At 57.4% G+C, this 26,770-nt stretch carries 24 protein-coding genes; 9 read left to right on the forward strand and 15 right to left on the reverse strand.

The genetic code is table 11. The annotated features are described in order from the left end of the window. Nucleotides 1–5: 5 nt before the first annotated feature. Nucleotides 6–1,055 (reverse strand): nitrogen regulation protein NR(II), encoded by a 1,050-nt coding sequence (glnL, locus tag CYR32_RS14805; RefSeq protein ID WP_101825754.1) that lies wholly within the window; start codon nt 1,053–1,055, stop codon nt 6–8. A 175-nt stretch (nt 1,056–1,230) separates the two neighbouring features. Continuing rightward, complete coding sequence (gene glnA, locus CYR32_RS14810; RefSeq protein ID WP_101825756.1) at nt 1,231–2,640, reverse strand: glutamate--ammonia ligase; 1,410 nt, start codon at nt 2,638–2,640, stop codon at nt 1,231–1,233. Between the two features lie 407 nt (nt 2,641–3,047). Here glnA and typA point away from each other — a divergent pair, with 407 nt between their 5' ends. The 5 genes from typA to fabY all read left to right on the forward strand — a co-directional run bounded on the left by typA (nt 3,048) and on the right by fabY (nt 8,028). Further along, nucleotides 3,048–4,871 carry a ribosome-dependent GTPase TypA gene (gene typA, locus CYR32_RS14815; protein WP_072931475.1) on the forward strand — a complete coding sequence of 608 codons (1,824 nt, stop codon included), beginning with the start codon at nt 3,048–3,050 and terminating at the stop codon, nt 4,869–4,871. 173 nt (nt 4,872–5,044) lie between these two features. Next, nucleotides 5,045–5,632 carry a glucose-1-phosphatase gene (yihX, locus tag CYR32_RS14820; RefSeq protein ID WP_101825758.1) on the forward strand — a complete coding sequence of 196 codons (588 nt, stop codon included), beginning with the start codon at nt 5,045–5,047 and terminating at the stop codon, nt 5,630–5,632. Nucleotides 5,633–5,670: 38 nt separating this feature from the next. Further along, entirely contained in the window at nt 5,671–6,561 is an 891-nt protein-coding gene (locus tag CYR32_RS14825; protein WP_479415227.1) for a virulence factor BrkB family protein, read from the forward strand. Between the two features lie 6 nt (nt 6,562–6,567). Next, nucleotides 6,568–7,005, forward strand: coding sequence for a D-aminoacyl-tRNA deacylase (dtd, locus tag CYR32_RS14830; protein ID WP_101825762.1), 438 nt, complete (start codon nt 6,568–6,570; stop codon nt 7,003–7,005). A gap of 75 nt (nt 7,006–7,080) precedes the next feature. Beyond that, nucleotides 7,081–8,028 carry a fatty acid biosynthesis protein FabY gene (fabY, locus tag CYR32_RS14835; RefSeq protein ID WP_101825764.1) on the forward strand — a complete coding sequence of 316 codons (948 nt, stop codon included), beginning with the start codon at nt 7,081–7,083 and terminating at the stop codon, nt 8,026–8,028. Between the two features lie 69 nt (nt 8,029–8,097). Here fabY and CYR32_RS14840 read toward each other — a convergent pair whose 3' ends face one another. Continuing rightward, the gene (locus CYR32_RS14840; RefSeq protein ID WP_101825766.1) at nt 8,098–9,858 is read right to left on the reverse strand and encodes an AsmA family protein; all 1,761 of its coding nucleotides are present in this window, start codon (nt 9,856–9,858) and stop codon (nt 8,098–8,100) included. 142 nt (nt 9,859–10,000) lie between these two features. Then, nucleotides 10,001–11,389: a nucleobase:cation symporter-2 family protein gene (locus tag CYR32_RS14845; protein WP_101825768.1), complete on the reverse strand. Its 1,389-nt coding sequence runs from the start codon at nt 11,387–11,389 to the stop codon at nt 10,001–10,003. Nucleotides 11,390–11,626: 237 nt separating this feature from the next. On the opposite strand from CYR32_RS14845, the gene gltS reads away from it, so the two are divergent. Beyond that, on the forward strand, nt 11,627–12,826 hold the full coding sequence (gene gltS / locus CYR32_RS14850; protein WP_101825770.1) for a sodium/glutamate symporter: 1,200 nt from the start codon (nt 11,627–11,629) through the stop codon (nt 12,824–12,826). Nucleotides 12,827–12,834: 8 nt separating this feature from the next. Here gltS and recG read toward each other — a convergent pair whose 3' ends face one another. Genes recG through gmk form a run of 5 tightly spaced genes read right to left on the reverse strand, consistent with a single transcriptional unit; the run spans nt 12,835 to nt 18,692 of the window. Next, entirely contained in the window at nt 12,835–14,916 is a 2,082-nt protein-coding gene (gene recG, locus CYR32_RS14855) for an ATP-dependent DNA helicase RecG (RefSeq protein ID WP_101825772.1), read from the reverse strand. Continuing rightward, on the reverse strand, nt 14,917–15,609 hold the full coding sequence (gene trmH, locus CYR32_RS14860) for a tRNA (guanosine(18)-2'-O)-methyltransferase TrmH (protein ID WP_101825774.1): 693 nt from the start codon (nt 15,607–15,609) through the stop codon (nt 14,917–14,919). A gap of 5 nt (nt 15,610–15,614) precedes the next feature. Next, nucleotides 15,615–17,720, reverse strand: a complete 2,106-nt coding sequence (gene spoT / locus CYR32_RS14865) for a bifunctional GTP diphosphokinase/guanosine-3',5'-bis pyrophosphate 3'-pyrophosphohydrolase (RefSeq protein ID WP_101825775.1) — start codon at nt 17,718–17,720, stop codon at nt 15,615–15,617. Between the two features lie 18 nt (nt 17,721–17,738). After that, entirely contained in the window at nt 17,739–18,014 is a 276-nt protein-coding gene (rpoZ, locus tag CYR32_RS14870; RefSeq protein WP_101817459.1) for a DNA-directed RNA polymerase subunit omega, read from the reverse strand. A gap of 54 nt (nt 18,015–18,068) precedes the next feature. Continuing rightward, entirely contained in the window at nt 18,069–18,692 is a 624-nt protein-coding gene (gene gmk, locus CYR32_RS14875) for a guanylate kinase (protein WP_101825777.1), read from the reverse strand. 276 nt (nt 18,693–18,968) lie between these two features. Between gmk and ligB the strand changes: the two genes are divergently transcribed. Beyond that, a complete protein-coding gene (ligB, locus tag CYR32_RS14880; protein WP_101825779.1) occupies nt 18,969–20,723 on the forward strand; it encodes an NAD-dependent DNA ligase LigB in 1,755 nt (584 codons plus the stop codon). Here ligB and CYR32_RS14885 read toward each other — a convergent pair. Continuing rightward, nucleotides 20,683–21,417: an SDR family oxidoreductase gene (locus tag CYR32_RS14885; protein WP_101825782.1), complete on the reverse strand. Its 735-nt coding sequence runs from the start codon at nt 21,415–21,417 to the stop codon at nt 20,683–20,685. The two genes, ligB and CYR32_RS14885, sit on opposite strands and share 41 nt — an antisense overlap. A gap of 197 nt (nt 21,418–21,614) precedes the next feature. Between CYR32_RS14885 and CYR32_RS14890 the strand changes: the two genes are divergently transcribed. Beyond that, nucleotides 21,615–22,610, forward strand: a complete 996-nt coding sequence (locus tag CYR32_RS14890) for an SDR family oxidoreductase (RefSeq protein ID WP_101825784.1) — start codon at nt 21,615–21,617, stop codon at nt 22,608–22,610. 200 nt (nt 22,611–22,810) lie between these two features. On the opposite strand, the gene CYR32_RS14895 is transcribed toward CYR32_RS14890, so the two are convergent. After that, nucleotides 22,811–23,416 carry a hypothetical protein gene (locus CYR32_RS14895; RefSeq protein ID WP_101825786.1) on the reverse strand — a complete coding sequence of 202 codons (606 nt, stop codon included), beginning with the start codon at nt 23,414–23,416 and terminating at the stop codon, nt 22,811–22,813. Between the two features lie 253 nt (nt 23,417–23,669). Between CYR32_RS14895 and CYR32_RS14900 the strand changes: the two genes are divergently transcribed. Then, entirely contained in the window at nt 23,670–24,068 is a 399-nt protein-coding gene (locus CYR32_RS14900) for a hypothetical protein (protein ID WP_101825788.1), read from the forward strand. A gap of 24 nt (nt 24,069–24,092) precedes the next feature. Here the strand turns inward: CYR32_RS14900 and CYR32_RS14905 are convergent, their stop codons facing one another. The 4 genes from CYR32_RS14905 to CYR32_RS22050 form a co-directional block, all read right to left on the reverse strand. Then, entirely contained in the window at nt 24,093–24,785 is a 693-nt protein-coding gene (locus CYR32_RS14905; RefSeq protein WP_101825790.1) for a hypothetical protein, read from the reverse strand. Nucleotides 24,786–24,825: 40 nt separating this feature from the next. Continuing rightward, complete coding sequence (locus CYR32_RS21460) at nt 24,826–25,779, reverse strand: hypothetical protein (protein WP_146000708.1); 954 nt, start codon at nt 25,777–25,779, stop codon at nt 24,826–24,828. A 311-nt stretch (nt 25,780–26,090) separates the two neighbouring features. Continuing rightward, nucleotides 26,091–26,345: a DUF6246 family protein gene (locus CYR32_RS14910; protein WP_101825792.1), complete on the reverse strand. Its 255-nt coding sequence runs from the start codon at nt 26,343–26,345 to the stop codon at nt 26,091–26,093. A 48-nt stretch (nt 26,346–26,393) separates the two neighbouring features. Further along, a complete protein-coding gene (locus CYR32_RS22050) occupies nt 26,394–26,717 on the reverse strand; it encodes an HGGxSTG domain-containing protein (RefSeq protein WP_338152920.1) in 324 nt (107 codons plus the stop codon). Nucleotides 26,718–26,770 lie beyond the last annotated feature (53 nt).

Consider the following 26,770-nt stretch of genomic DNA (forward strand, 5'->3'; position numbering starts at 1 on the left):
AAACCTCACTGGCGAATAGGCAGGAACACCGAAAATTCGGTATGTCCCGGCCAACTGTTAAATTCAATCTTCCCTGAATTCTGGTCAACCAGATTCCGTGCAATGGAGAGGCCAAGGCCGGTGCCGCCTTCGCGGCCGCTTACCATTGGATAGAACAGCGTATCCTGCAACAGGGAAGGCACACCGGGGCCGTCATCTTCAATATCGATACGCGCTGCCAGGCGGTAACGCACGCCATGCAGAGTGATCTGGAAGGCGGTACGGGTGCGGATGGTAATGGTGCCGCCCTCTTCACCCAGTGCCTGAAGGGCATTGCGGGTGATATTGAGCAGCACCTGTTCAATCTGGTCGGGGTCGTGCGCCAGCTCCGGCAGGCTGGGGTCATAATCTTTGATCAGGGTGACGTTGTCCGGCTTCTCCAGCGACACCAGCTGGCAAACGCGCTCCGCCACCTGATGGATGCTCTGGGTAATGTGCTGCCCCGGCCGTTGCGGCCCCAGCAAACGGTCCACCAGATTCCGCAGGCGGTCGGCCTGTTCGATAATCACTTTGGTGTACTCATTGAGGGCGGGGTCGGGCAACGCTTTTGACAGCAGCTGTGCCGCGCCGCGTAAACCGCCGAGGGGGTTTTTAATCTCATGGGCCAGCCCGCGGACCAGATCGCGCGCGGCAACCTGTTGGGCGTGCTGGAGCTGTTCCTGGCTCAGCCGCCGCAGGTTGTCCATCGGGGCGAGTTCCAGCAGGATAAAGCCTTCCGGTAACGCCTGGGCGGTCAGCGAGAAGATATGTGCGCGACCATCCACCACCAGCGTGGCTTCATTATCGGTGAAACCTTGCCCGGCATTCAGGCTTTCGCGCATCAGGTCGATATTGAGCGAGAAGTAACCCAGTAAATCCGGCAGGGGGGTACCAAAAAGTTTGCGCGAACTCTGCGCCAGCAGTTGCTGGGCGGCGGGGTTGGCGTAATGAACGGCTAACTCTTCATCCAGCAGCAGAATGCTGTTGATAAGAGAATTCAGGATCTGCCCAGCATCGGGCAGCTTGCCAGTTGCCATAAAGCAGTCTCCTGCATCGGTATAGGGCGCGTCGCCTGACCATGAGGTAAAAGGTTACCGGATGGCGGCGCGTTGCGGGAAAGAGCGTGGAGAAAAAAGCCCATCCGGAGATGGGCTGAAAGTTTCCACGGCAACAAAAAATCGTCTTACTCAGCGTGGTTAAACGCAGTCGTTTTTAAACGCTGTAATAGAGTTCGAACTCAACCGGGTGCGGCGTCATGCGCACGCGGTCCATCTCTTCTTTACGCAGGTCGATGTACGCATCGATGGAGTCATCGGTGAATACGCCGCCGCGGGTCAGGAATTCGCGGTCTTCGCTCAGGCAAGCCAGCGCTTCTTCCAGAGAACCGGCCACTTTTGGAATTTCTGCTTCTTCTTCCGGCGGCAGGTCATACAGGTTTTTGTCCATCGCGTCGCCCGGGTGGATTTTGTTGATGATGCCGTCAAGGCCGGCCATCAGCAGGGCAGCGAACGCCAGGTACGGGTTGGCAGCCGGGTCCGGGAAGCGGGCTTCGATACGGCGCGCTTTCGGGCTGGCCACTACCGGGATACGGATAGAGGCAGAACGGTTACGGGCGGAGTACGCCAGCATCACCGGTGCTTCATAACCCGGGACCAGACGCTTGTAGGAGTTGGTGGTCGGGTTGGCGTAGGCGTTGATCGCTTTTGCGTGTTTGATGATGCCGCCGATGTAGAACAGCGCCATTTCAGACAGGCCGCCGTACTTGTCGCCGGCAAACAGGTTGTTGCCGTTTTTGGACAGCGACATGTGGCAGTGCATACCGGAGCCGTTATCACCGAACATCGGTTTCGGCATGAAGGTTGCAGTCTTGCCGAAGGCGTGGGCCACGTTGTGTACCACGTATTTGTAAATCTGGATCTCGTCCGCTTTCTTGGTCATGGTGTTGAAGCGGGTTGCCACTTCGTTCTGACCGGCGGTCGCAACTTCGTGGTGGTGGGCTTCAACCACCAGGCCCATCTCTTCCATGGTCAGGCACATGGTGGAGCGCAGGTCCTGAGAGGAGTCAACCGGCGGCACCGGGAAGTAACCCCCTTTCACTGCCGGGCGGTGGCCTTTGTTGCCGCCTTCGTATTTGGTCGCAGAGTTCCACGCGCCTTCGATGTCGTCGATCGCGACATGGGAGCCGGAGATGCTGCTGCCGAAACGCACGTCGTCAAACAGGAAGAATTCCGGCTCCGGCCCGAACAGCACGGTGTCGGCAATGCCGGAGGAGCGCAGGAACTCTTCCGCACGCTTGGCGATGGAACGCGGGTCGCGGTCATAGCCCTGCATGGTGCCCGGCTCAAGGATGTCGCAGCGAATAATCAGGGTAGATTCTTCGTAGAACGGATCAAGCACCGCAGTGCTGGCATCCGGCATCAGAACCATGTCTGACTCATTGATGCCTTTCCAGCCACCGATGGAGGAACCATCAAACATCTTACCTTCTTCGAAGAAGTCGGCATTCACCTGGTGGGATGGAATGGTGACGTGCTGTTCTTTACCCTTGGTATCAGTGAAACGCAGGTCTACGAATTTCACTTCATGCTCATTCAGCATCGTCAAAACGTGTTCAGCGGACATACTAGTTTCTCCCGGATTTTTTTGTCGTCGTGGAACGAATACCGTAACAGACTGGCGGCTCACCTTTTGTAAGGCGTTTTCACCCTGATCAGACTTTTTTCGCTCTGCCTGAATCTAAGCGAGAAGTGTGCCAACTTTTCCAAGTGCCGAAATATCCCTCTTTTCGTGCCTTTCTGCTCCGGGAAGTATGCACCATAACGGGTTTTTTGCACTAAAATAGTGCATATGAGCAAAAATCGTGCGCTGTTTTGGTGCGCAATCGGCTCATTTTGCGATCATTGCACCGTGAAAGGGATCACAAACTAACCGGACTCAGGTTGTTTTACACAGAGTGCTGTGATCTTGTTTAGTAGCTCGCTTAATACGTGTACAATAGCGCGTTATTTCTAAATGCCTGAGGCAAAGCTGTGATCGAAAATTTGCGTAACATCGCCATCATCGCGCACGTTGACCATGGAAAGACCACCCTGGTTGATAAACTTCTGCAACAGTCCGGTACCTTTGATGCCCGTACCGAAGCGACTGAGCGCGTGATGGACTCCAACGATTTGGAGAAAGAGCGTGGGATTACCATCCTCGCGAAAAACACCGCCATCAAATGGAATGACTACCGTATCAACATCGTTGATACCCCAGGGCACGCCGACTTCGGTGGTGAAGTAGAGCGCGTCATGTCCATGGTGGATTCGGTGCTGCTGGTTGTAGACGCGATGGATGGCCCTATGCCGCAAACCCGCTTCGTAACCAAGAAAGCCTTTGCCCATGGTTTGAAGCCGATTGTAGTTATCAACAAAGTTGACCGTCCTGGCGCGCGTCCTGACTGGGTTGTGGATCAGGTGTTCGACCTGTTCGTTAACCTCGACGCGACCGACGAGCAGCTGGACTTCCCGGTGATTTATGCGTCTGCGCTGAACGGTATCGCCGGCCTGGATCACACCGACATGGCTGACGACATGACCCCGCTGTACCAGGCGATTGTTGACCGTGTATCCCCACCGCAGGTTGAAGTTGACGCGCCGCTGCAGATGCAGATCTCTCAGCTGGACTACAACAACTACCTGGGCGTGATCGGCATCGGCCGTATCAAGCGCGGTAAAGTGAAGCCGAACCAGCAGGTCACCATCGTGGACAGCGAAGGCAAAACCCGCAACGCGAAAGTCGGTAAAGTGCTGGGCCACCTGGGCCTGGAGCGTATCGAGACTGACGTGGCTGAAGCCGGCGACATCATCGCGATCACCGGCCTGGGCGAGCTGAACATCTCTGACACCATCTGTGACACGCAGAACGTGGAAGCGCTGCCGGCACTGAGCGTGGATGAGCCGACCGTGACCATGTTCTTCAACGTCAACACCTCACCGTTCTGCGGTAAAGAAGGTAAGTTTGTGACGTCGCGCCAGATCCTGGAGCGTCTGAACAAAGAGCTGGTGCACAACGTGGCACTGCGCGTTGAAGAAACCGAAGACGCTGACGCATTCCGCGTATCCGGCCGTGGTGAACTTCACCTGTCGGTACTGATCGAAAACATGCGTCGTGAAGGTTACGAGCTGGCGGTATCCCGCCCGAAAGTTATCTTCCGCGAATTCGAAGGCCGTAAGCAGGAGCCGTTCGAAAACGTGACCCTCGACATCGAAGAAACCCACCAGGGTTCTGTGATGCAGGCGATGGGTGAGCGTAAAGGCGACCTGAAAAACATGGACCCGGATGGCAAAGGCCGCGTACGTCTCGACTACGTGATCCCAAGCCGTGGCCTGATCGGCTTCCGTAACGAATTCATGACCATGACTTCCGGTACCGGTCTGCTGTACTCCACCTTCAGCCATTACGACGACGTGCGTCCGGGCGAAGTGGGCCAGCGCCAGAACGGCGTACTGATCTCTAACGGCCAGGGTAAAGCAGTGGCCTTCGCCCTGTTCGGCCTGCAGGATCGCGGTAAGCTGTTCCTCGGCCACGGTGCGGAAGTCTATGAAGGCCAGATCATCGGTATTCACAGCCGTTCCAACGACCTGACCGTGAACTGCCTGACCGGTAAGAAACTGACCAACATGCGTGCGTCCGGTACTGACGAAGCGACCACCCTGGTTCCACCGCAGAAAATGACGCTGGAACAGGCTATCGAGTTCATCGATGACGACGAACTGGTAGAAGTGACGCCGCAGTCAATCCGTATCCGTAAACGTCACCTGACCGAGAACGACCGTAAACGCGCCAGCCGTGGCCCGAAAGACGCGTAAGCGTTCGCCACTTCAGCCGTTACAGTAAACACAGGGCACCTTCGGGTGCCCTGTTTTTTTTGTGCGCGGCCCCGCCCGGGCAAACTTTCCCCGCTTCTGCCACACCGGTGCCTGTTCAGGTCTACACTTTCCCGCTACAGTGAGAAACCGCATCGCAACATCAGGAGTGTGCCATGTTGTATATCTTTGATTTAGGGAATGTGATTGTTGATATCGACTTCAGGCGTGTACTGGGGGTGTGGAGTAATCTGAGCGGCGTGCCGCTGGCATCACTGAACGCCAGCTTCTCAATGGGCGACGCTTTCCACCGCCATGAACGCGGCGAAATCAGTGATGAGGACTTTGCCGTCCAGCTCTGTAACGAAATGGGTATAGCCCTGAGTTATGAGCAGTTCGCTACCGGCTGGCAGGCGGTGTTTGTCGGGCTGCGCAAAGAGACCATCGCCATCATGCACCGGCTGCGCAGCGAGGGCCACCGGGTGGTGGTGCTCTCCAACACCAACCGCCTGCACAGCACCTATTGGCCGGAGCAGTACCCGGAAGTCCGCGCCGCGGCCGATGCCATCTACCTGTCGCAGGAGATCGGTATGCGCAAGCCGGAGCCGGGCATCTACCAGTATGTGTTACGCCGTGAGGCGGTGACGCCGGAGCAGGCGGTCTTCTTCGATGACTCGCTGGATAACGTCGAGGCCGCCCGCGCGCTGGGTATTGAGGGTGTGCTGGTCACCGATGCCGGCACCGTCCCGGCGTACTTTTCCTGAGGCGTGCTGGCCTACTGTCCGGAGCCATAAGGCCTATGGTGAAGTTAAGGTTTAACCCTGCGCGCACGCTGGCGGCCTTTCGCTTCAGCGTGCGCTACCTGAAAATCCTGATCAAACGCATCGAGCATGATGACCTGCTGCTGCTGTCGGGTCATCTGGCTTATGTCTCGCTGCTGTCACTGGTGCCGCTGATCACCGTGGCCTTCTCCCTGCTCTCGGTCTTCCCGGTGTTTTCGCAGATCAGCGCGCAGGTCAGAAATTTCATTTTTGCCAACTTCATGCCCGCCGCCGGCAATAACCTCCAGCGTTATCTGGAGCAGTTTATGTCGAACACCAGCCAGATGACGGCCATCGGGGCCTGCGGGCTGATTGTCACCGCCCTGTTGCTGATTGCGGCGGTGGACAGCGTGCTGAACAAGATCTGGCGCAGCGAGAAGACGCGGCCAATCGTCTACTCCTTCGCCGTCTACTGGATGGTGCTCACGCTGGGGCCGCTGCTGGTGGGGGCGAGCGTCGCCATCAGCTCCTATCTGCTCTCACTGAACTGGATGAGCGCCGAGGGGATGCACAGCGTCATTGATCAGTTGCTGCGGGTGCTGCCGCTGCTGCTCTCCTGGGGATCGTTCTGGCTGCTCTACAGCCTGGTGCCGACGGTGCGCGTCGCCGGGCGGGATGCGCTGATCGGCGCGCTGGTGGCCGGCATCCTGTTCGAGCTGGGTAAGAAGCTCTTTTCGCTCTATATCACCCTGTTTCCCACCTACCAGCTGATTTATGGCGTGCTGGCGGTCATCCCGATATTGTTCCTCTGGATCTATGTCAGCTGGTGTATCGTGTTGGTCGGGGCAGAAATCACGGTATCGCTCGGCGAGTACCGTAACCTGCGCCGCAGGCGGGACAGCGAAGTCATGGTTTTCAAAGAGGAGAAGTAGGGCGTTATGATTGCATTGATTCAACGGGTGTTACAGGCCTCGGTCACCGTAGAAGGTGAGGTGTGCGGCGAAATCGGGCCGGGCCTGCTGGTGCTGCTGGGCGTGGAGCAGGGCGACGATGAGCAGAAAGCCGCGCGCTTGTGCGAGCGGGTCATCGGCTACCGCATCTTTGGCGACGAGAACGACAAGATGAACCTGAATCTCCGCCAGAGCGGCGGCAGCCTGCTGGTGGTGTCGCAGTTTACCCTGGTGGCCGACACCCAGAAAGGGATGCGCCCGAGCTTCTCACGCGGCGCGGCACCTGCCGAGGCGGAGCGGCTCTATCACTACTTTACCGGCCAGTGCCGGGAGCAGGGTATCCCGACCGAAACCGGGCGCTTCGCCGCAGACATGAAAGTCGCGCTGGTGAACGACGGGCCGGTAACCTTCTGGTTACAGGTATAGCCCTATCGATCGATAACAACAAGAGACCGGGCAGCCGGCGGTTCTGATTAGCGAATTCAATGAGAGACTGTGTCTATGTATCACCTGCGAGTACCTGTTACTGAACAGGAATTGAAAGAGTACTACCAGTTCCGCTGGGAGATGTTACGCAAGCCGCTGCATCAGCCGATCGGCTCGGAAAAAGATGCCTACGACGCGATGGCCCACCACCAGATGGTGGTGGATGAGCACGGGAAAATCGTTGCTGCCGGGCGGCTCTACATCAACGCGGACAATGAAGCCTCGATCCGTTTTCTGGCGGTAGACCCGGGCGTTCAGAGCAAAGGGCTGGGCACGCTGGTGGCGATGACGCTGGAGTCCGTGGCGCGCCAGGAGGGCGTAAAGCGGGTGGTGTGCAGCGCACGCGAAGATGCGGTCGAGTTCTTCGCCTCGCTGGGCTTTGTGAACCAGGGCGAAATCATCGCACCGCAAACCACGCCGGTGCGCCATTTCCTGATGATCAAACCGGTGGCGACGCTGGATGACATCCTGCACCGGCCCGACTGGTGTGGGCAACTCCAGCAGGCGTGGTATGAACACATTCCGCTCAGTGAAAAAATGGGCGTGCGCATCAGCCAATACACCGGCCAGCGCTTTGTGACCACCATGCCCGAAACCGGCAACCAGAACCCGCACCACACCCTGTTCGCCGGCAGCCTTTTTTCCCTGGCGACGCTCACCGGCTGGGGGCTGATCTGGCTGCTGTTGCGTGAGCGCCACCTGGGCGGCGCGATTATCCTGGCTGACGCCCATATCCGTTACAGCAAACCGGTCAGCGGGCGGCCGCGGGCCGTGGCGGATCTCGGCTCCATCAGCGGTGACCTCGACCGCCTGGCGCGCGGCCGCAAGGCGCGGGTGCAGCTCGACGTGGCGCTGTTTGGGGATGAGGAGCAGGGGGCAGTGTTTGAAGGCACCTACATCGTGTTACCGGCCAAACCCTATGAACCGCTGGAAAAAGGCGGGTCGGAGCTGGGCGCTCCCTGAGGCGCAGGTATAGCAGGTATAAAAGAAAACGGGTGGCGCAGGCCACCCGTTTTACGTTGTGTCACGCCATCAGGGTGACGGCGTCAGGTTCTGCGGCAACAGCAGGTTTTGCGGCAGTGGTTCTGCTGCCGGGGCGGCCGGGGCCGGGGCAGCGCCGGTAACGGTGCCGTTGACCATCTGCTGGGTGATCTGCTGCCCCTGGGCGTCAGTGGCGGACAGGCGGCCGTTCAGCCCCGCTTTCAACGGCGTGCCGGCAGCGAGTTGCCCCTGTAACTGCACCTGGAATGAGCCGTCACCGCCGGCAGGTGCTGACGGCCAGCCCCAGTTCTGCACCAGCGACAGCGGCACCGCGCGGCCCGTCAGCGTGGCGCTGAACAACCGTTGCGGCTGCTGGCCCAGCGTGGCGGTAGATTCCAGCAACCCCGCCTGGGTAAAGGCGCTCAGCTCCGTCACGGCGATCTGGTCAGCATCTGCCGTCAGGCTCAGGGAGGGGCGGCGGACATCAATCTTATTGAACGTCGCCTCGCTGGCATTCAGCGTCAGTTTTCCGCCCCAGATCCCCCACTGGTGATCGCGCGCCAGCACCAGATCGTTGCCGGTGCTGTCCAGCGCGGTCAGCTGGAACGGGAAGTCCGGCGACACATCAATAATCAGGTTGCGGTTGGCGGTCAGCTTGCTGACGGAGACCCCGGCCAGCCAGCCCGGCAGCGGCTTCATCCACAAGGCCTGCCAGTCGCCGGGCAGGGTATATTCCAGCGCGGCCACCACCAGCTCATCCAGCTGTAACTGCCGGTCGGTGCGCGACCAGTGGCCGGTGGTGCGCAGCAGGCCATTCTGCCAGCGGGTGCTCAGCTGTTTCAGGGTAATGCCCTGCTGGTCAAACGCCAGGTCCACAATCGGGTCAGTAAAGTGCAGGCTGCCGTTAATCAGGTCACTGGCATTAAAGGCAATGGAACCGTCCTCGCTCTGCCAGTCGCCATGATCAAAGGTCATATTCTGCAGGGTGACGTCGAGATCGTTAAAGGCCCAGTCCGGCCCCTGCAGGCGCGCGTCGATCACATCCAGCCGTTGCAGGGTGATTTTCGGCAGCGCCTCAAAATCCTGCTGGAAAGTCGCCAGCGGATGCGGGGATTGCAGGCGGATGTTGCTCAGGCGCAGGTTGTTGATATTCCAGGAGCCGTCCGCTTCGCGGCTGGCGTTGGCGGTTAACTGGCCGCGGGAGAAATCCGCACCAACATTATTCAGCAGCAACCGGTTCTGCTGGATGCGCCCCTGCACCAGCACCTGCGAGGCGGGGATATCATTGAGGGTCAGCTCACCGGCGCTCAGCTGGAACTCCGCATCATTGCCGAGCACCTGGCCCGGCGCGGGGTGCCACGGGGCGATACCGGCGTCAACCTGCCGGGCCGTCACGGAAAGCCGGTCAATCCCGGCCACCAGTTGCATATTACTGAGTTGCAGCAGATTGGCCTGCACCGGCAACAGGGCATTGGGGTTGCTGAGGTTCAGGCTGCCGTTGCGCAGCGTCAGGCGATCGAAATAACCCGGCTGGCTGAACTGTTGCCAGTCGAGGCCAAGGCTCACCTCACCGGCGTTCAGCATCTCCGGCTGGTTGGCACGCGCCAGCCGGACATCTTTCAGCGTCAGGGCCGACGGTGCCGACCATGAGTGACTGATTTTCCCTATTGTAAGCCGGTAGTCACTGTTCGCGCTGACCCAGCGGCTGACCCACCCCGCCGCCCACTGGGTCTGCATCACCACATACCCCAGTACGATCACCAAAACACACAGCAGCAATACGGTCAGCAGCAGCTTTCCGAGAAATTTCATCGCCCAATCCACGTCGCCCAAAAAGTTAACCCTGTTTATGCCGTAATCAGCCGGTTATCACAAGAGCGCCGCGAAACACAATTCATAAAAAACGGCCGATGTGTGAACACACCGGCCGTAGAGAGGCGGGCAGGGCGGGGCGTTATTTTTCCTGCGGGAAGATCAGGTTCAGGACAATCGCCGTGATACCGCCGGCGGCAATGCCGGAAGAGAACAGGTTTTTCACCCAGTCCGGCGCGAACTGCAAAATCAGCGGTTGCTGCGAGACACCCAGCCCGACCGCCAGCGACAGCGCGATAATCATGATCGCCCGGCGGTTCAGCGGCTCGCGTGACACGATGCGCACACCGGAGGCCGCGATGGTACCGAACATTACAATGGTCGCTCCGCCCAGCACCGGCTCTGGAATGTGCTGCACCAGCGCACTGACGCCGGGGAACAGGCCGAGTACCACCAGCATCAGCGCCACCACAAAACCGACATAGCGGCTGGCGACGCCGGTCAGCTGGATCACGCCGTTATTCTGGCCGAAGCAGGAATTTGGGAAGGTGTTAAACACCGCCGAGAGCAGGGAGTTCAGGCCGTTTGCCAGTACCCCGCCTTTGATGCGCTTCATATAGAGCGGCCCGGACACCGGTTGCTCAGAGACATCTGACGTCGCGGTAATGTCCCCGATGGTTTCGAGCGACGTCACCATAAAGATCAGCATCAGCGGCAGCAGCAGGCTCCAGTCAAAGCCCAGCCCGTAGTAGAGCGGCATCGGCAGCACCACCCAGGCGGAGGGCGCGCTCGCGGCTGCGGTGGCCGGCAGCATATCCATTGCCCAGGCCAGCAGGTAACCCACCAGCATGGCGATCACCAGCGACGCCACCCGCAGGTAAGGGTTACGCTGGCGGTTAAGCAGGATAATCACCGCCAGCACCGCCGCCGCCAGCAGCAGGTTTTTCGGCGCGCCGAAGGTGTGGTCACTCATCGCGCTGTAGCCGCCGCCAATCGAGGTCAGCCCCACCTGAATCAACGACAGGCCGATGATCATCACCACAATGCCGGAGACCAGCGGCGTGATGATCCGGCGCGCCAGATGCAGGAAGCGGGAGAGCACAATCTCGGTGCAGGAGGCGACCATCAGCGTGCCGAACAGCGCCGCCATCATGGTCGGGACATCCGCGCCGCCGTTTTTCAGCGCCATACCGCCCATGATCAACGGGCTGACGAAGTTAAAGCTGGTGCCCTGAATCGATAGCAGCCCGGAACCCACCGGCCCCCAGGTTTTGATTTGCAGAACAGAGGCGAGGCCGGAGGCAAACAGCGACATGCTGATGATGTGCTGCGTATCCTGCGCCGGCAGGCCGAGCGCCTGGCAGATCAGCAACGCCGGGGTGATCACCGCGACAAACATCGCCAGCAGGTGCTGGCAGGCGGCAAACAGGGTTTGCGGCAGCGGCGGCCGGTCTTCAAGCCGGTAGATCAGTTCACTGTTACGGGAGGTGGCGGCAGCGGCGTTATCCCGCTCAGCGGTTTGCAGGCTCATCATGGTTTCCTGGGCGGCAAAGGGGGCATTTTAATGATCCCGCCCGGCAAAAAGCAAACGTTTGCCATGCAGCGCAGAGGAAATTTTCCCCGCCTGAGCCGGTGGGTCACCGGGCATTACCCTTGCTTTTAGCGTGGCTTTGGGTTTTTAATCCCTGCGGCTTACCCCTCTCTTTTTGTGGGTATAACAATAATAGATTGATATAGCGAATATTTATCATTTCCCGGGAGCGCTTTTATGATTGAACTTGATACCTTCGGCACGTTGGTTGCCGCCACGCTGGTGTTATTGCTGGGGCGCAAATGCGTCCAGTCTGTGCCGTTGCTCAACCGCTATACCATTCCTGAGCCGGTGGCGGGTGGGCTGGTGGTGGCGCTGGCACTGTTGGCGGCCAAACAGTGTTTTGGCTGGGAGCTGACATTCGATAACGCCATGAAAGAGCCGCTGATGCTGGCGTTTTTTGCCACCATCGGCCTGAATGCGGACATCAGCAGCCTGCGGACAGGCGGCAAAGCGCTGTTCTCCTTCGTGGGTGTGGTGGTAGGGCTGCTGCTGGTGCAGAATCTGCTGGGCATCGGGCTGGCAGCCCTGATGGGGCTGAACCCGTTGACCGGGCTGCTCTCCGGCTCGATTACCCTCTCCGGCGGCCACGGCACCGGTGCCGCCTGGGGCAAAGTCTTTACTGAGCGCTACGGGTTCAGCAGTGCCACGGAAGTGGCGATGGCATGCGCCACCTTTGGGCTGGTACTGGGCGGGCTGATTGGCGGCCCGGTGGCGCGCTACCTGGTGAAACACTCCGCCACGCCGGAGGGCTGCCCGGAAGATCTCGCCACACCCAGCGCCTTCGAAAAACCGCTGGCCGGCCGCCTGATTACGCCGCTGGTGCTGATCGAAACCATCGCGATGATCGCCATCTGTCTCTCTGCCGGCAGCTATCTCGCCCGGCTCCTGCACGGCACGCCCTGCGAATTGCCTACCTTTGTCTGCGTGCTGTTTATCGGTGTGGTGCTCAGCAACCTGCTCGCCGCGACCGGGCTGTACCGGGTATTTGACCGCGCCGTCTCGGTGGTGGGGAACGTCAGTTTGTCGCTGTTCCTGGCGATGGCGCTGATGAGCCTGAAACTCTGGGAGCTCTCTGCGCTGGCGGTGCCGATGCTGGTGATCCTGACGGTGCAGACGCTGGCGATGGCGCTCTATGCGGTGTTTGTCACCTACCGGGTGATGGGGAAAAATTATGATGCGGCGGTACTGGCGGCCGGGCATTGCGGTTTCGGGCTGGGGGCGACGCCCACGGCGATCGCCAATATGCAGGCGATCACCGGGCGGTTTGGCCCGTCCCATCTCGCTTTTCTGATTGTGCCGATGGTAGGCGCATTCTTTATCGATATCGCCAATGCGCTGGTGATTAAACTGTTTCTGATGCTGCCGGGGATCTGACCCCCGGCTCAGGCGTTGGTATAGCGGGCGCGCGCCGGCAGCCAGCGCTCGATCAGTGCTTTGGCATGTTCCGGGTAGCGCTGGTGGATGTGGCGCGCCACGCGCTGCACTTCCGGAATCATCGCCTGATCGCGCAGCAGGTCAGCGACTTTGAACTCGGCGCTGCCGGTCTGGCGGGTGCCGAGCAGCTCACCCGGCCCACGGATTTCCAGATCCTGCTGGGCAATGACGAAGCCGTCATTGCTGTCCCGCAATACCTGAAGGCGGCGCTGGGCGGTTTTGCTCAGCGGCGTTTTGTAGAGCAGCACACAGTGGGAGGCCACCGCGCCGCGGCCCACGCGGCCGCGCAGCTGGTGCAATTGCGCCAGCCCCAGCCGCTCCGGGTTTTCGATAATCATCAGGCTGGCATTCGGCACATCCACGCCCACTTCAATCACCGTAGTGGCGACCAGCAGCTGAATCTCACCCTGTTTGAACGCCTGCATCACCGCCTGCTTCTCTTGCGGCTTCATCCGGCCATGCACCAGCCCGATGTTCAGGCCGGGCAGCGCCTCTTTCAGCCCTTCCCAGGTTACTTCCGCGGCCTGCGCTTCCAGCATTTCGGACTCTTCAATCAGGGTACAGACCCAATACGCCTGCCGCCCCTCCTGCTGACAGGCCCCTTTCACCCGCTGAATAATCTCCTCACGGCGGGTATCGGGAATGGCCACGGTCGTTACCGGCGTCCTGCCCGGCGGCAGCTCGTCGATCACCGAGGTGTCGAGGTCGGCATACGCTGTCATTGCCAGCGTCCGCGGGATGGGGGTAGCGGTCATGATCAGCTGGTGCGGGTGGAAGCCCTGTTCCAGCCCCTTTTCCCACAGCGCCAGCCGCTGGTGCACGCCAAAGCGGTGTTGCTCGTCGATAATCACCAGCGCCAGGCCATTGAACTGTACCTGCTCCTGGAAGATGGCGTGGGTGCCCACCACCATCGACACCTGTCCGGAGGCGATCGTCTCCTGCTGGGCCTGGCGCGCCTTGCCTTTCTGCTTGCCCGCCAGCCAGCCCACCTGGATGCCCAGCGGCTCAAACCAGTTGCGGAAGTTAGTGGCGTGCTGCTCTGCCAGCAGTTCGGTCGGGGCCATCATGCCCACCTGTTTGCCCTGGGCGATCACCTGCAAGGCGGCGAGCGCCGCGACCAGCGTTTTACCGGAGCCGACGTCACCCTGAACCAGCCGCATCATCGGGAAACCGCGCGCCAGATCCTGCTCAATCTCTGAGACCACCCGCCGCTGCGCCCCGGTCGGGCTAAAGGGCAGGGACGCCAGGAAACGCTGCGTCAATTGGGTGTCGTGGGGGATCGGTAACGCCTGATAGCTCTGCGCCCCGGCACGCACATCCAGCATACTGAGGTTATGCGCCAGCAGCTCTTCCATAATCAGGCGGCGCTGGGCCGGGTGCTGCCCCTTTTCCAGATCTTCGAGGCGGATGTCCGGCGGCGGGCGGTGCAGCGTATGCAGCGCCTGCGGCAGGGAGATCATCGAACGGCGTAACTCTTCCGGCAGCAGCTCGGCAATCGGCACCGTCTCCAGCAACTCCAGCGCCTGATCGGTCAGCTTGCGCAGTGTCGCCTGCCGGATGCCTTCCGTCGCCGGGTAGACCGGCGTCAGCGACGTCTGCAGAATCACTTCGCTGTTCTCGCCCTGAATACGGTACTCCGGGTGGATAATCTCTGCGCCGTGGTGGCCGCGTTTGATCTCCCCATAAGCCGTGACCCGGCGGCCGTTGGCCAGGCTGTTTTTCATGGCCGCATTGAAGTTGAAAAAACGCAGGGTCACGACGCCGGTGCCGTCGCTGATTTGGCAGGTCATCATCCGGCGGCGGCCGAAGCTGATGTCCGTGCGCAGCACTTCCCCCTCTACCGTGGCAAAAATGCCGGGCAGCAGGTCAGTAATCGGGTAAAGGTGGGTACGGTCTTCATAGCGTAACGGGAGGTGCAGCAGCAGATCCTGAAGCGTTTCCAGGCCGAGCTTTGCAAGCTTGCCCGCCTGGCTGGCGCCAACCCCGGAAAGGGAGGTGAGCGGAATGGCATCCAGCAGGCGGCCTTCCATTCAGCGCTCCGTGGACTGCATCGCGGCCCACCAGGCGGGGTCTGCCACGATCTGGCCGGTTTCATCCAGCGCCGGGCGCGGCAAGCCTTTGCGCTTTGCCACATTTGCCAGCACCGGGTAGCCGCCTTCAAACAGCAGACGCTGCTGTTCGTCGTCATCCAGCATACAGGTGTCGCGGTGGTACATACCGGCGTTCTGGCGCTGACGCTGGGCCTCATAGAGGATTAACGCCGAGGCCACGGAGACATTCAGTGACTGCACCATACCGGCCATCGGGATAATGATGTCGCGGTCGGCCAGGGCCAGCGCTTCCGGCGTGATGCCGGTTTTCTCCTGGCCCAGCAGAATGCAGGTCGGGCGGGTGTAATCAATCTCGCGGAAATCCACAGCGTGGTCAGAGAGGTGGGTGGCCAGCACCTGCATGCCCTGGCTTTTCATGCAGGTCACAGCGTCGGTAATGGTTTTGTGGGTTTGCACCTGCACCCAGCTGTTACTGCCGGCAGCGGAAGAGACCAGCGTGCGCATGCGGTCGGTGGGCCAGACCGCATGAATCTGATGCACACCCACCGCATCGGCCGTGCGGATCACGGCCGAGACGTTGTGGGGCTTATGAACCTGCTCCATACATACCGTGAGATCCGGTTGTCTGGCAGTCAGCATTTCGCGGATTCGCGCGTATCGTTGTGGGGTCATCAGCCTTAGTTTCGGTTTCGGTTTACTCTGATCACATCCGGCATAATACGAATCTTACGCATCACATTCGCCAGATGAATACGATCACGCACGGTCAGGCGGATAAAGGCGCTGTAAACCCGGCCATCACGCTCTTCGGTGCTCAGGCTCTGGATATTGGACTCCGCCGCGTTAATCGCCGCCGTGAGGTTCGCCAGTGCGCCCTGATGGTTGAACATATCCACTTTGATTTCAGTGATAAATTCCTGATCCAGCTCCTGATCGTCCCACTCCACCGCCATGAATTTCTCAGGCTCTTTCTGATAGCCGCGGATGTTGCGGCACGACTCATGGTGGATCACCAGCCCTTTACCGGGGCTGACGTGGGCGATGATCGGGTCACCCGGGATCGGGCGGCAGCATTTGGCAAAGGTAATCAATACCCCGTCCGCGCCTTTGATCGGCAGGTTGCGCATACCGGTCGGGCCGATGGTGGTGTGGTCACCCAGCAGATTGGTAGCCACCACCACGCTCATGGCGTTCCCGAGGCCGATTTCCGCCAGCAGATCATCCATAGAGGCAAGGCGCATCCGCTCCAGCTCGCGCTGGATATTCTCTTCCGGGATGTCCGACAGCTTGCGGCCATTGCCGAGGGCATGGTTCAGCAGGCGGCGGCCCAGCGACACGGAGTCGTCACGCTTGAGGTTCTTAAGCATCTGGCGGATTTTGGCGCGCGCTTTGGAGCTCACCACAAAATTGAGCCAGGCGGCATTCGGGCGGGCGCCCGGTGCGGTGATAATCTCAACCGTCTGGCCGCTGCTCAGTGACTGCGACAGCGGGTAAGGCTGCCGGTCAACGCGCGCGCCCACGCAGGCGTGGCCGATATCGGTATGCACGGCATAGGCAAAGTCCACCGGCGTCGCGCCGGCCGGTAACTCCACAATGCGCCCTTCCGGGGTGAAGACGTAAATCTCATCCGGGAAGAGATCGGATTTCACGCTTTCAATGAATTCAAACGAACTGCCTGCGCTCTGCTGCAACTCCAGCAGGCTTTGCATCCAGCGCTGCGCCCGGATTTGCGCCGTGGTGCCGGATTCGCCCTGTTCCTTATAGGCCCAGTGCGCAGCCACCCCCATTTCGGCCATCTGATCCATATCCTCGGTGCGGATCTGAACCTCAACCGGTACGCCGTGCGGGCCGATCAATGAGGTATGCAGGGATTGGTAGCCGTTGGCCTTGGGAATGGCGATATAATCTTTGACCCTGCCGGGGCGCGGCTTATACAGGCTATGGGCCTGGCCGAGCACGCGGTAGCAGGTATCAACTTCTTTCACGATGACGCGGAAGGCGTAAATGTCCATGATGGAGTGAAAACGCTGCTCTTTCAGGTGCATTTTGCAGTAGATCGAGTAGAGGTGTTTTTCACGCCCGCTCACGCGGCATTCGATGCCGGCTTCCGTCAGCCGCCCTTCGATTTCAGCTAAAATCTTCTGAATCATCTCCTTACGGTTGCCGCGGGCCGCTTTGACGACCTCTTTAATCACGCGGTAACGGTTCGGGTACAAGGCTTCAAAACCCAGCTCTTCCAGCTCGGTTTTCAAATGGTGGATACCCAGCCGGTGGGCCAGCGGGCTGTAGATCTCCAGCGTTTCACGCGCGATGCGGCGGCGCTTGTCCGGCCGCAGCGAACCGAGGGTACGCATGTTGTGCGTCCGGTCGGCCAGCTTGATCAGGACGACGCGGATGTCCTGCACCATCGCCATGATCATCTTGCGGAAGTTTTCCGCCTGCGCTTCTTTCTTATCGCGGAATTTAAGCTTATCCAGCTTAGAGACGCCCTCAACCAGTTCAGCCACGCTTTTGCCGAACAACTGCTCCATATCCTGATAGGTCGCAGGCGTATCTTCGATGACGTCATGCAGCAGGGCCGCCATCAGCGTTTCGTGGTCGAGGCGCATTTCCGCCAGAATGCAGGCGACCGCCACAGGGTGAGTAATGTACGGCTCACCGCTGGAGCGGGTCTGACCTTCATGCGCATCACGCGCAACGAGGTATGCCTGTTTGAGGCGCTTGATCTGCTCCTCGGGCAGGTATTTTTGAATCAGCAGATTCAGGCTTTCAAACAGGTACAAGGTCTTTTACAACTCCGATTAACGGCGGCCTTCGGCGATGGCGGTCACAGCCTGAATTTCAGCGGCTTCCTGCTCTTGCTGTTCCTGACGATCGCGCACATCGAGAATCTGGTTATTGATCAGACCTTCTTCGATTTCACGCAGGGCGATAACGGTGTACTTGTCGTTCTCTTCCGGAACCAGCGGATCTTTACCGCCTACCTGAATCTGGCGCGCCCGACGAGCAGCGACCAACACCAGGTCAAAACGGTTACCAATTTTCTCTACAGCGTCTTGAACAGTTACGCGTGCCATATAAGTGCTACTCCACAGGTGACGAAATGACTGGGCATAATACTGAAAGTGACTTCAGTCTGCCAATAATTTGGTGATTAAACCGTCATACTTGAGCTTTTGGCGGCCCAGACGCAGACGTTCAGCGCGAATAATGGTTTTTAAATCCAGCAGGGCCAGATCAAAATCATCATTAACGATCAGGTAATCGTATTCGGCAAAGTGTGTCATCTCCGCGACGGCTTGCGCCATGCGTTTGGCGATGACTTCTTCGCTGTCCTGGTTGCGGCCACGCAGGCGGCGCCCCAGCTCCTCTTTCGACGGCGGCAGAATAAAGATGCTGCGCGCGTCCGGCATTTTTTCCCGGATCTGCTTGGCACCCTGCCAGTCGATATCCAGAAACACATCAACACCCGTTTTCAGGACTTGCTCAATCGCGGCCCGTGAGGTGCCGTAATAGTTGCCGAACACCTGCGCATGCTCAAGAAAGTCATCTTGCTCAATCATGTCGCAGAATTCTGCTTCAGACACGAAAAAGTAGTGCTCCCCGTGCTTTTCGCCCGGGCGCATGGCGCGGGTGGTATGGGAAACAGAAACCTGGGTGTCGTAAAGCGGTTGTGTTTTCAGCAAAGCCTGAATCAGGCTGGATTTCCCTGCGCCGCTGGGGGCAGAGACAATATATAACGTGCCTTGAGCCATAGGTGATGTTTCAGCTGTAACGGTTGATATGTTGATGCGGAAGAGAATGTCTCCGCACAGTATACACGGCTACCCGCCCGGATGCAGCGTTCGCGTTTATTTACCGGAAACTCCCGGTTTGCGCTATCGGTTCTGCCGGATAGCCGAGGCATCCCGCAAATAAAATATCCCCTTTGCAGGATGGCATTTATTGTTTCGGCCCCGCTTCCAGAACCGCCCTCTGCTGCTCGCCCTTTTGCCGTAACGGGCGTTAACTCCCGGCAAAAGGAGGGCGCTATGCGTTTATTATTGATACTGATAGGAATAGGGCTGGTGTATGGCGTGGTACCGGCGCGCGCCTCTGTGGATTGCCCGGCGTGGGACAACGCACGGCTGACCCGGGAGATCGCGGCGCTGAGCAGCCGGCTGGCGGCGTGTGACACCGCCTATTACCAGCAGGGCATCAGCCTGATAGAGGATACGCTTTATGATCAGTTGCGCCAGACGCTTGGGGAGTGGCAGCAGTGCGCGGGCAGCCCACCCGATGCCCCCACGCTGGCGGCGGGTAAGGTGCCCCACCCGATAGCCCATACCGGCCTGAAAAAAGCCGCGGACGCCACGGCCCTGAAAAAGTGGATGGACGGAAAACAGGGGTTATGGATTCAGCCCAAAATAGATGGCGTGGCGGTGACCCTGATTTACCGCCACGGCAGGCTGGTGTCCGCTATCAGCCGGGGTGACGGCCTCCGGGGTCAGGCATGGACGGCGCAGGTGCGCCGGATGGGCAGCGTGCCGCTGACCCTGCCGCCCGGGAGCCGCTGGCAGGATGTCACCCTGCAGGGTGAAATTTTCCTGAAGATGACCGGTCATCAGCAGTCGGCACGAGGCGGCCTCAATGCCCGTAACCGGGCGGCCGGGTTATTAATGCGTCGTGAGGCCGCGCCGGAACTGCAGCAACTCGGCTTTTTTGTCTGGGAATGGCCGGACGGCCCGGCAGAGATGGCGGCGCGCCTGCATGCATTGGCGGAACTGGGTTTCCCGCTGACAGCCCGTTATACCCTGCCGGTTACCGGCTTCGCGCAGACAGAGGCGCAGCGGGAGCAGTGGTTTAACGCCCCGTTGCCCTTTGTCACCGACGGCGTCGTCATCCGCGAAGGGCAAAGCCCGGCAGGGCGCTATTGGCGTAATCAGCCTGCGGGCTGGGCCCTTGCCTGGAAATACCCTCCCGCCCGCCAGACGGCAGCGATCCGCACCATTGAGTTTGCCGTCGGCAGAACCGGGAAAGTGGCCGCGATTCTTAACCTCCACCCCATACAGCTGGATGACAAGCGGGTCAGCCGCGTCAATATCGGTTCACCATCACGGCTGAAACAGTGGGATCTGGCAGAAGGGGATCGGGTGATCATTGCGCTGGCGGGGCAAGGCATCCCGAGGCTGGAAGGGGTCGCTTGGCGGGTAAAGGATCGCAAACCGGTGGCGTACCCCGATCCGCACCGGTTCACGCCCTTCACCTGCTTTACCCTGACGCCGGAATGCCGGGAGCAATTTCTGGCGCGGCTGGTCTGGCTCAGCGGGCCGCATGGCCTGGCGCTGGCCGGAATGGGGCCGGAGAGCTGGCGAAAACTGCTCGACAACGGAAAGCTGGCGTCGCTGACAGGCTGGCTGCAGCTGAGCCGTGATGATCTGGCCGCAGGGGCCGGGTTCAGCCTTAAACAGGCGGAAAAAATGTATGCCAGCCTGCAACTGGCCCGGCAAAAAAGCCTGAGGCAGTGGCTGAGTGCGCTGGGGTTGCCGCCCTATGCGTTGAATGCCCTGAGCGGCGGCAGCTGGGCGTCGATCTCCCGGCGCACGGAAGATGACTGGCATGCCCATGCCGGGATTGGTAAAAAACGGGCCGCGCACCTGTGGGCGTTTCTGCATCACCCCCCGGTTACGGCCCTGATTGCCGGGCTACAGCAGCAGGGTGTCACGGCATTTATGCCGGAAACGCCTGACAGGCCGCGGGTGACAGTTAATAGGGGCTGGCCACCGGGCGGACCACCAGCTCACTGACGTCCACATCGTCCGGTTGTTCAATGGCGTAAGCGATCGCCCTTGCAATGGCATCGGGTTTAATGGCCACGCTGCGGAAAGTGTCCATCGCCTGCCGGGCGGTGTCATCCGTGATGGTGTTCGCCAGTTCCGATTCCACTACGCCGGGGTAGACCACGGTCACGCGCAGCGTATCGGTCTCCTGCCGTAAACCGTCAGAGATGGCGCGCACGGCATATTTCGTGGCGCAGTACACGGCGGCAGTAGGGGACACACTCAGCCCGCCAATTGAGGAGATGTTAATAATGTGGCCGCGCTGTTGTGCCTCCATCACCGGCTGGGCGGCGGCAATACCGTGCAACACGCCGCGGATATTGACGTCAATCATCTGGTTCCACTCATCCACCTTACGTGAGGAGAGCGGCGACAGTGGCATGACGCCGGCGTTGTTGATCATGACATCCAGGCGGCCAAACGTGCTCATCGCCAGCGCCACAAATGCTTCGACCTCTTCCAGGCGGGTGACGTCCAGCGCCTGGCCCCAGGCCTCACCGCCTTGAGCGCGAATCTCATCGACCAGCGTGTTCAGCCGATCCATACGGCGTGCGCCGACAATGACCCGCGCGCCGCGTTCCGCCAGCAAACGTGCCGTTGCTTCGCCGATGCCGCTGCTCGCGCCGGTGATGGCAATCACTTTGTTCCTGATACCGGTCATAGGTGTCCCCTTTCAGAAAATGGAAAAAAACAGACGTTGACGCTGTGTCAACAGGGGGGATGATAGGCGCGCCGGGCTGGCTGAAAAATACCCATACCTCTCTGCCTGTTGCCTATTCCTCTCAGGCTGACCGGGCGCGGATACACATGGCTGCTATGCTTTTTGCATCAATGACCTATTTCAACAGAGAGACATCAATGAGTAATCACGCACGTGTGGCAGTTATTACAGGGGGATCGGCGGGTGTTGGCCGGGCCACCGCTCTCCATTTTGCTCAGGAAGGGTTTGATGTCGCCATACTTGCCCGGGGGGAAGAGGGGCTGCGCAGCGCCGTTGAAGAACTTGAGGCTTACGGTGGCCGGGTGTTGGGGCTGCCGGCAGATGTTTCTGATGCTGCGCAGGTGGAACGTGCGGCCGATCGGGTTGAAAACGAACTGGGTCCTATCGATGTCTGGGTAAACGTTGCCATGAATACGGTGATCGCCCCGGCCAACGAGATGACGGCTGACGAATATAAGCGCGTCACTGACGTCACCTACCTTGGGGCGGTCAACGGCACGCTCGCCGCCCTGAAGCGGATGAAACCGCGCGACCACGGCACGATCGTGCAGACCGGCTCCGCGCTGGCCTACCGCTCTATTCCGCTGCAATCCGCTTATTGCGCTGCCAAAGCGGCATTACGCGGCTTTACCGATTCGCTGCGCAGTGAGCTGATCCATGACAAAAGCCGGGTGCGCCTGACAATGGTGCACCTGCCGGGCATCAATACCCCGCAGTTTGAATGGGCACGTAATAAACTCAGCCATCGCGTGCAGCCCGTTCCGCCGATTTACCAGCCGGAGGTGGCCGCACGCGCGATTTTTGACGCCGCCAGACGTGCGCCGCGCGAGATCTGGCTCGGCAAAGCGACGCTGCAATCGATCCTCGGCAACATGTTATTCCCCGGCATGCTGGACAAACTCCTGGCGAAACAGGCCTACAGCGGGCAGATGACGGAAGAACCAGAGACCCCCTTGCGCCCGGATTATCTGTATGAACCGGTGGAGAACCTGCACCGTACCCACGGCCGTTTCAGCGGGCAGGCCAAAAACAAGGCGATCTCCGTGGATTCCCATATGGTAGGGGTAACGGTGCTGGCGCTGGCCGGGCTGGGCATCGCCGCCCTGACGCGACGCCGTAAAACCAGACGCTGATCTACAGCAGGCAATAAAAAGCCCGCCGGGGAGGCGGGCTGGTGCGGTACGTAAACGTGCGGGTTACCTTCAGGAAGGTTACTCGATGTTCTGAATCTGATTATTGAGTGAACATCCTTAGGGCGCTTGAAGAAAGGGATTGTAATTTTGGTTATTCTCAAGAGGTACACTCATGTGTACACCAAAAAACCGTGTGCATGTTAAATTTTATCTTTTCCTAGCAGACCCTGGTGAAACATGGCTAATACCTGCCTACGTTCATCAATTCGTTGTACTGTCTCTCTGAGATAAGAAATGGGATTCCAGCTATTCCATGTCCTTTGAGGCAGACCAGCCCTGTCTCGTAGATCTGACGCAATAGCGTAAGCTTTTAAACCTAACCTTGCATATTCGTATTGGCGTGTCTCAAACGACAAGTTGTCATCAGGTGGGGAAGACTCTTCAAAATCGTTTCTAATGGTTTGGTCAGCGTAAGTTTGCTGTAAAGCTAAATCATGAACTTGGTATATTAAGTTAGGCCATAATGACTTCCATTCGCCTTTTATGCCTGAATAATCTAGCTTAGGTTCATCTACTTGAGCTCGCAATCCTCCATCCTTGTCGCGCTGCCCGAGCCATGTGCCATCATCACCGGCAACTGAGGCGCATTCTGAAGCAAATTGGTCTAAAAGCAAAACTAGCTGCACAGTAACATGAGCCCTTTCGGCTTTCCGTTTTAAGAACGCCGATATTGCCTCCTTTAAGATGGTAACAATTAACGTAATTATCACCCCCAGTAGTACCGCACCGCCTTTCTCCCAGCTCATTAACGATCATCCTTTAATGGAAGGTAAGCCATTATCAATGCTCACATATATATAAGCAAAAACATGTCGTTCAGTTGGTTCAGTTGGTTCAATTTGTAAATTTTATTGTTTTGTAAGGATTAATTATAAAAAAATGAACTAACACAACCCAGAATTGAACCAACAAAGCCTATCAGGTGAACCAACAAAAGTGAGTGTCTTACACCGTCTTACGGTGATAAAATGTTCACCTCTCCTCTGATTCTGGTGGCCTATGAGCAAATCCCTTTCCGTGACCTTCCGTCTGCCTGCCGAGCTAAGCGAGGATTTTACCGATGCTGTTAGCGCTGCTGGTGGTGATAAAACCGCATGGCTTGTCGATGCCATCAGGCAAAAGCTTAGCCGGCCAGAGAATAACTCTGACGCGCGCATAATGGCGCTGGTGGAGAGAATGGAGTTGGCTGCCGCAGCACTTATTGGCGGGAAGCAGGGCATACCTCCTTTGCCGTACGATGAGCCAGCTGTAATTAGTATCGTCGAAGAAGCTATCGCGCAGGGGTTCGATAACGGGCGTATTATCGCAGAACGTATTAACGAGGCTGGGTATCAGACGAAAGCAGGAAAAGCATGGGATAAGGACATTTACAGCGCTTGGAAGAGAAGATGTAGATAGTAAAAAAGCCCTCAATTGAGGGCCTTAGTGCATATGGGCTAATTCTTTTACCAATTCAGGTATGAAACCAGCTTTCACTGGCTGGCCCTCTAATCCCAATTTTGGGTAAACCTCTCCACCAATCCCAGGCGTGACTTCCCCTGTAGATTTGTCTTTCACGGAATCCTGAGCAAAATAAACAAATTTAAACTTTTTGCTTATGTTTGACGGAAATTCACTTATCAGAGAGGCCTCAGAATTTTTGTGCATAACTGGAGAAACGATGTAGATCGTTTTGGCTTTAACTTGTTCAATGACCTCAAGAAGGTTCGTCCTTACAACACAGCTTCCCGAAATAATTGATTTTACAACCACGAGTTGATTAGCTTTTTCATAGCCTGGCTCCAAAAATTTATGAACGATTGGAGCCACGCTAGTGCCGTTCTCAAGCGAATAATGGTTGTTCCAAAAAACCGCCGTCTTTGCAATGTGGCCATGCTTGAGTTCGCTCAGCACGCCGCGGGAAAGGTAATCGGCATCTTCAGCAGTCGATACGACTAAGCATTTTGCTGAGCTTGGAATCAATGGAGAAATAATCTCGCCCAGCATCGAGCCCAGCTGCGTCATCGCAGCTTGATACTCTTCCGGATTGACATCACTTCTCAAAAGGCTTTGAAGCGCAGCTTTAGCACCATCATTGGCGTATTGGCTAAAGCTTCTGTTTTCGGGAGTGGCCATATGTCCCTCCTCACCTCATCTCAGTTCCAGTTTCAAAGCTTCAAACAAAGCTTTGCTTAGTAAAATCAGTAAGCGACTGCAAAAACACTTCCACTTTCTTAGTGCTTAGTAAAGCTTCCTGCAACTCACGATCGATATCCACAGCATTTGGCACAGATATCTTCAATCCATTGTAGCTTACGTAAACGACGCCGGATTCTACACTAGCGTAACAGCCATTGAAAGTCGCACATTTTTCCATCAACCAACCCGGCACTTCCCGTTCTGGTAACAATGCATGGAAGATGTTCGGGCGAGACATTCTTTTTGCCTCTCCTACAATATCGCCCACTGTACGCTGTGCTTTAGAGCTGCTAGTTGCCCATGCACTGTGAATGATTTTAAAAGCGGTATCAAGTGTCTGAAGATTATCATCTGCACAGATTGCTTTTAAATCGTCACGTAAGGGCTTATGGGCCAGTATGAGCGAACTAGAACTTTCAAGATATGGGAAGTGTTCGCAAAAACAGTACTCACGCATACTCAAAGGTATCTTTTTGATGTTGTTTTGCCGCTTAGCCCTCGAACTAACTAGCAAGACATTTTTAGATGTTTTTGCGCCGTGATAGTCCAAGTCAATAATTTTTTGATATGAACAGCGTTCTTCAATGTCCTTTGTCCATGATGCCGTAGGGCCAGATGAATTTTTTGCTTGGTAGTTGGTTTTTTCATGTAAATCATGAATTTTGTAGCAAATGTCGTCTACAAAGGCGACTTCTTGAGCGGATACTGAATAATTATCGAAATTCGAATTATGGATTGAAGCTGCTACAGCTGAGCAGATTTTTGCAACTGCAAAGTAAGATTCATATCTGCTTCCTTTTTCGTTACTGGCACCACCAGTTCCAATCTTCTCTAATTTTTTTCTCAAATCAGAGCCCAGACTATCCTCGACAAAATCAGCAACAGACAATTGTTCACCTATGATTGCGTAAGAGGTTAAAGGAGCGCTCATTAAGACATATGAGGCCTTAAACAGCTATCATAAAAGTATTCGTTTAGTGATAGTTATTAACTATAGACTGACATCAAATCATGTATTTACACAATGATTAACATAACCTTAGAGTAACCTATAGTAAACGCAGCCGATATTTTTTATCGTCACATAAAAGCACAATATACACATGTATATTTCACTACTGGTATCGTTATCGCCTGGCTACAGGTCTTCTAGTAATACTCTGCTTATGACACTTTTTAGCCTATAGGACTCGTCCAGCTCCTATTCTGACATAAATTTGATTAGTAATCAGTATGTTAAACTCATCTCGGCATTGGCTGGCGGTTTAGATAACTGAGACTTGCTGGAGTATGAGAGCAGCCAGCCAAGGGCAACCCATAAGCCTCCAGTCCCCGCTTCAATAACTGAGCTACTTCATCGTTATGTAGGTCATAGAAGGCTTGCACTATCTCGCCTGGTTCTCCAATGGCGGACATAGCTTTGAAAGAGAGCCAAAAGAAGTAATCTGTCTGGCCAGTTGTAACCACACACTCGCCGAAATCTTTCAATGGTGCCATCTGATCTCTCATTAATTTTCTGTTTTCACTGTGTAGTCATTCAAAAAATCATTTCTGCAAGTTTTCAGCCTTTTCTCGCTGCCAGCGCCTGTAGCCTTCCAGTTGGCGGGCTTTTCCTTCCGACGTTAATGCGCCAGTACTATGACCGCCGTGATATTTGCAGCGACCATTGGTGCTGATGTCAGTGCGTTTGCACGGCGTTCCTGCTCTGGTCTTAGCTCCGCATGGTATGTGGCGTATTTCTTCAGGCATCGGCTCATAATGGGGCTTCATATCATGCCTATAGCCTGACGCCCGCCAGCGTTCAAAACGCTCCCTGCTGCGTTGATGGTACGCTTTCAGCTGCTTCAGGAGTAACGCTCTACTCTCCATCTCGTTTCATCTCAAAGTTAACTTTTGTCAGGTATGCATGGGGTAGGGCAAGC

This window comes from Chimaeribacter coloradensis (assembly GCF_002858715.1).
GTDB lineage: Bacteria > Pseudomonadota > Gammaproteobacteria > Enterobacterales > Enterobacteriaceae > Chimaeribacter > Chimaeribacter coloradensis.